Below are 5851 nucleotides of genomic sequence, written 5' to 3'. Positions count from 1 at the left end.
CCGGTAGGCGGGGTGCCGCCGCCCGGCGCGGCCTGCCGCGGCCGGGTCCGTCTGGGCAGCGCCGGTGCCGGGGAGGTCTCGTCCGGGTCGTCGGCCCCCGCGGCGGCGGTGCGCTCGTCGACGCGGTCGGCGAGTCCGGTGCGGCGGGCCGGCTCGCCGCGGCGGCGTGCGGGCAGGGGCGCGAGTGCGCCGGGCTCCGGCCGGTACGGTCCGGCCGGCGGCTGCTCGTCCGGGTCGTCGCGGCGGGAGCGGTGCTCGCTGACGGGCCTGCCGTGGGAGCTGACCAGCTTGGGCGTCTGCCGCCGGGGCAGCGGTACGGGTCCGGCGTGGCGGTGGCCGGCCGGGCCGTCGTCGGTGCGCTCGGCGGCCGGCCGGAGGATCTCGCCGGGGCCGGAGACGGCCTGCTCGTCGGCGCGGCCGCGGGTGCGGCGGTGCCGGAACAGGCCGCCGCGCTCGCTCTCGTCGTCGGTCAGGGCGCCGGGGAAGTCGTCGATGGCGTCCAGGTCCACCGGTGCCTCCAGCTCGACCGGGCCGTCCAGCAGGGAGGCGGGCAGGCCGGGCAGCTGGACGGGGCCTCCCGAGCGGGCCGGGGTGAGGCTCGCCCTGGGCTCGGCCTCCCGCGTGGGGCGGTCGAGACGGAAGCCGATGCCGTTGGTGTCCGGGACGTCGTCGGACAGCAGGGCGTCGGGGATGAAGACGACGGCGGTGGTGCCGCCGTAGGGGGACGGCTGGAGGGAGACACGGACGTTCTGGCGCTGGGCGAGCCGGCTGACCACGAACAGGCCGAGCCGGTCGGTGTCCGAGAGCTCGAACTCGGGGGTCTCGGCGAGCCGCAGGTTGGCGTCCAGCAGCGCTTCGGCCGTCATGCCCAGTCCCCGGTCGTGGATCTCCAGGGTGAAGCCGTTGGCGACCCGCTCGCCGAGGACCTGCACGGCGGTGTGCGGGGGCGAGAAGACCGTGGCGTTCTCCAGGAGTTCGGCCACGAGGTGGGTGACGTCCGCGACGGCCGGGCCGGTGACGGCGACCCGGGGCAGGCGGCGGACCTCGATGCGCTCGTAGTCCTCGACCTCGGCGACGGCGGCCCGGACGACGTCCATCAGCTGCACCGGCCGGCGCCACTGCCGCGACGGTGCGGCGCCGGAGAGGATCACCAGGCCCTCGGCGTGCCGGCGCATCCGGGTGGTGAGGTGGTCGAGGCGGAACAGGTCGGCGAGTTCGTCGGTGTCCTCGGTCCGGCGCTCCATGGTGTCGAGCAGGGTGAGCTGCTTGTGCAGCAGGACCTGGCTGCGGCGGGCGAGGTTGACGAAGACCTCGGAGACGCCGGCCCGCAGTTCGGCCTGCTTGACGGCGGCCTCGACGGCGGCGCGCTGCAGTGTGTTGAGGGCCTGGCCGACCTCGCCGATCTCGTTCTTGTCGTACTCGAGGCGTGGCACCTCGGTCTCGACGTCGATCTGCTCGCCGGCCGAGAGGCGGCGCATCACGCTGGGCAGCCGCACCCCGGACGCCTCGTGGGCCTCAAGGCGCAGCTGCCGCAGGTCGCGGATGAGGGCGCGGCCGACCCGTACGGACAGCAGGAGGGAGACGAGGAGGGCGACGAGGCCGAGGACGCCCGCGACGGCGGCCTGCGCGATCACGCCGACGGCCACGGGCCGGGTACGGTCCTGGAAGCGGTCGCCGGCCTGGTCGTCGAGCGTGCCGAGTTCGTGGAGGGCGCTCGCCGCAGCGGAGTCCCAGCTCTGTGCGGTGACCCCGCGCGGGGCGCCGGACCGGCTGTGGACGACGGCGCGTTCGGCCGTGAGCAGCGGGGCGGTGGTGGCGCTCTTCCAGAAGTGTTCGTACCGGTCCCGTTCCGGGCCGGGCAGCACCGGCAGGCCGATGTCGTAGAGCAGGCCGCGCTGGGCGACGAGGTCGGAGATGTGGCGGGTCTCGTCGGGCGAGAGCCTGCCGACCACGAGCGACGAGCCGAGGAGGGCGTCCTCGCGGGAGAGGAATTCGCGGGCGCGGGCGAGGGTGACCAGGGCCCGTGCCTCCTTGTCCATCTCGACGTCGTCGATGCCGTCGAGGGCGGCGAGGAACGTGAAGCAGGGGTCGACGAGGCGGTTGTAGCCGTCGAGGGCCTGGGCGCGGTCGACGGTGCGGTTCTCGACGCCGCGGCGCAGGGAGTCGAGTCCGTCGAAGGCGTCCAGGACGGTGGTCAGGCGCTCGCTGTCGTCGGCGTCCATGCCGTCGCGGACGTGGTGTTCCCGGGCGTTGCGGCGGATCTCGGCGACGGCGCGGTCGGTGGCGGCGCGGGTGCGGTGCAGGGCCGAGAGGGCGTCGGCGGCGCGTGGGTCGGCGAGGTGGACGAGGGTCTGGCGGCGTTCCTGCTGGAGGACGCGGACGGCGTCCTCGGTGGGATAACCGACGTCCTGTACGACGTCGGTGACCCGGAAGAGCCGGGTGACCTCACGCCCCGTGAGCACCGTGGCGAAGCCCCAGACGGCGGTCAGGGACACCAGCGGCACGAGAAGCAGCGCCACGATCTTCCGGCGGATCGACTTCCCGCGAAAGCGCATGGCCTCCCCCAGCTCGACCCCCGCCGGCCGGGGGTACACATGTCCAACAGCAAACGGCGCGAGCCTACTACCGCCTCACAGATAACTCGAAGACATGTCCGGAGGGCGAACTTCCGCACCGGGGGCGAGAGATGACGAGTTGTCCGGGCATTGCGGGAGATTGCACCCGCGATGCGGGTGCCTGCGGCGGGATAGGCCGAAGCAGTACGGACAGCCGGTTGGCTGAAATTTTTCGCAAGTGGGGAATCTTCGGGAGCTGTTGTTCGTCCTTCTTGCAGGGAATCGGGTGTGGAACCGGCCACACGAGCCGCATCCCGCACCCGGGCGGCGTAAAACAGCGCAAGCCGGGCAGCCACTGGGGAGACGGGGTCTTCGGACATCGGGGCGAGCGGTCTGCTGGCGGTGGGGAGTGACACGGTGATGGGCACGGCGGAGCGGCGTAAGGCGCCCGAGGAGAGCGTGGCGAAGCGCTCGGCGGAGCGTAGGGGCCGGGAGGCGCCGGATCGCGACGTCCCGGCGCAGAGGCGCGAGGGGACGGGCGCCGGGAGTGAGCGGGGCGCGGAGCACCGGCCTTTGTGGGTCGAGGAGCCCGCGCGGCGGTACCGGATGCCCGATCCGGTGCGTACGGCCGCGGTGCGGGCCGTGCTGATCATCGCGGTGACGCTGATACAGGCCATGATCGCGTTCCTGTGCACGATGGCCGAGTCCTGGCCGGCCTTCCCGATGGTGATCAGCAGCGTGGTCAGCACGGTGGTGGCCACGTGGGCGGTGGTCGACGTGTGGGTGACCCGCCAGGTGTGGAAGCAGCGCTACGGCGTGGTCTCCGAGCCCAGCAGCACGGCCCGCTCGCTGCGCCGCGAGCGCCGTGCCCACCGGCGCCAGGAGCGGGCTGCCGCCCGGGAGCAGGCGCGGATACGCCGCCGGGGCGGCGCCGGGCAGCTGTCGCACTCCTGACCGCCCGGCGGCCGGCCGGCGCGCACCGCACGGCCGGCTCCGCCCGACCACCACGGGTCAGGCCGGACGCTTGTACATCCGGGTCGCGGTGATCTCGCTGTGCCCGGCCTCCCCGGCCTGGGGCTGTTGCGGCAGCCCGGGCCGCAGGTGCTCCTCCACGCTGATGTACTTCAGGCCCGCCCTGAGGTCGGCGTCGTTGCGCAGCCGGATGACGAGCGGGAACTCGGCGAGGGCGGTCGTGTCGAACAGGCCGGTGGTGTAAAGCAGCTGCACGCCGAGGGCGTCAGAGACGGCCCGCTGGAGCTCCAGCAGATAGGTCGCGTTGGCGCGGCCGATGGGGTTGTCCAGGAAGAGCGTGCCCGCGTGCCGGTGCTTGTCGCGTCCCCGGTCGTTCGACCGGAGCGCGGCCATCGTGCAGTACAGGGCGATGGCGGCGGTGAGCAGCTGACCGCCGGAGAAGACGTCGCCCATCTGGCCGACGGGCACCCGTTCGGCGCGCAGGACGGCGTCGGGCTTGAGGATCTCCACGGCCACGCCCTTGGGCTGCAGCGCCGCCGCGACTCCGCGCAGCAGCAGCGACATGCCGTCGCGGCGCAGGTCGGAGTTCTTCCTGACGGCCGCGCGGGTGGCCTCGTCGACGACCTCGCCGAGCCGTTCCGTGAGCGTGGCCTGGTCGGGCTCCTCGAAGCGGATGCGCAGGAACTCCTGCCCGGACCACTCGCCGAGGCCCTCGGGGAGGCGGGACAGGCGCTGGGCGGAGCGCAGGGTGGCGAGGGCCGACTCGACCAGTCCCCTGAGCCGGTCGACGATCGAGTCCCGGTTGCGTTCCAGCTGGGCAAGCTCGTCGGTGAGGACGCGCAGCCGGGGCGCGAAGGCGTCGGCCCACTTCTGGGCGTGCTCGGGCAGCGTGGCGGCGGGCAGCTCGCGGATCTGCTGCCGGGCGGGCGTGCGGACCTGTTCGTAGCGCGTGGAGTTGGCGTGCCGGACGAGCACGTCGCTCGCCTCCCGCACGGCGGCCTCGGCGGCGGACAGATCGGCGGCGCAGCCGCGCAGCGAGCGGCGGGCCTCGGCGGCCGAGTGCCGGGCCTCCTCCAGGCTGCCGGGGTACGGCTCCGGCTCCTCCTGGTCCTCGTCCGGGGTGTGCTCGCGCAGCAGGTCGCGGAGCATGGCGGCGATCTCGTCGAACCCGCCGGCCGCGTCCTCCGCGGCCCGGTGGGCCTCCAGCAGTTCCGCGTGCGCCTCCCGGGCCTCGGCCAGCGCGCCGGTGCGGGCGGCGAGTTCGGTCGTGGCGGTGCGCAGGAGGGCCTGGGCGTGCTCGGCGTCGCGCGGCACGAGGTCCTCGGACAGTTCGGTGTGCGCCTCGCCGTCCTCGGGGGCGTGCCGTTCGGTCTCGCCGCGCAGCCGGCCGAGTTGCTCGCTCGCCGTCGACATCCGGGTCTCCAGGAGCTGAACCAGCTCCTCCGCGCGCGCGGCCGCGGCCTGCCGGGAGGGGCTGTCGGAGCCGTCGGGCGACTGCAGCAGCTGCTCGGCGCGGGTGCGGACCTTGTTGCTGAGCCGGTCGAGTTCGGCGCGGGCCGCGCTCTCGTCGCTCTCGGCGCGGGCCTGCTCGGCGCGCAGATCCGCGCCGACGCCGACCTTCTCGTACAGCTGGGAGGCGGCGCGGTAGGCCTCGCGGAGGGCCGGCAGGGACGTCTGCGGTGCGTCGGCGTCCGCGGTCGGCACGTCGTCGGGGGCGCCGGCGATCTCGGAGCGCTCGGCACGCAGGGCGCGTGCGGTGCGGCGGGAGTCGTCGGCGGCGCGCTGGGCGGCGCGGCGGTCCTCGTCGGCGGCGCGGGCGCGCTCCAGACAGGTCTGGGCACGGGCCTCCGACTCGGCGGCGTCGTCGGCGAGTTCGCGGAGCTTGGCCTGCCAGCCGGCGCGCTCGCGCAGCCGGTGGGCGAGTCCGGCGAGGGCGTCGGCGGCGCGGCGGGCCTTCTGCGCGGTCTCCTGCCGCTCCTCGCGCACCCGGGTGGCCTCGGCGGCGATCTCGTCGGCCTCAGCGCGCGCGGTGCGGGTCTCGGTGAGTTCGGCCTCGGCCTCCTCGGCGAAGGCGCGGGCCTGCCGGGCGGCCTCGGCGAGTTCGGTGAGCCGTCCGGGCGGGCAGCCGGTGCGCCAGGAGGCGAGCCGGGCGGCCAGCTCCCGGTCCTTGCCGAGGCGGGCGGCGCGGGTGCGGATCTCCTCGTCGCGTTCGGTGGCCCGGGCGCGCAGCGCCTGGCGTTCCTCGTCGGCCGCGTGCTCGTCGTGCATGGCCGGGTTCGGCGGCACCAGGAAGACGTCGCCGGGGGTGGCGCCGGGGGCCGGGG

General features: G+C 74.9%; 2 protein-coding genes and 1 pseudogene. 1 reads left to right on the top strand and 2 read right to left on the bottom strand.

Annotated features, from left to right (window positions below):
* Nucleotides 1-2555, bottom strand: a 2555-nt coding sequence (locus V7E45_RS38235) for a sensor histidine kinase (RefSeq protein WP_333778881.1), incomplete at its 3' end; no start/stop codon positions are given.
* 420 nt (nt 2556-2975) lie between these two features.
* Between V7E45_RS38235 and V7E45_RS38230 the strand changes: the two genes are divergently transcribed.
* Nucleotides 2976-3509 carry a hypothetical protein gene (locus V7E45_RS38230; RefSeq protein WP_333778880.1) on the top strand — a complete coding sequence of 178 codons (534 nt, stop codon included), beginning with the start codon at nt 2976-2978 and terminating at the stop codon, nt 3507-3509.
* Between the two features lie 57 nt (nt 3510-3566).
* Here V7E45_RS38230 and V7E45_RS38225 read toward each other — a convergent pair.
* Nucleotides 3567-5851 (bottom strand): annotated as a pseudogene (locus tag V7E45_RS38225) (hypothetical protein); the annotation flags it as partial.

The organism is Streptomyces sp. IBSBF 3136 (genome assembly GCF_036815105.1).
In the GTDB taxonomy this organism is placed as follows: Bacteria; Actinomycetota; Actinomycetes; order Streptomycetales; family Streptomycetaceae; genus Streptomyces.
This window is presented reverse-complemented; position numbering and strand designations above follow the sequence as displayed.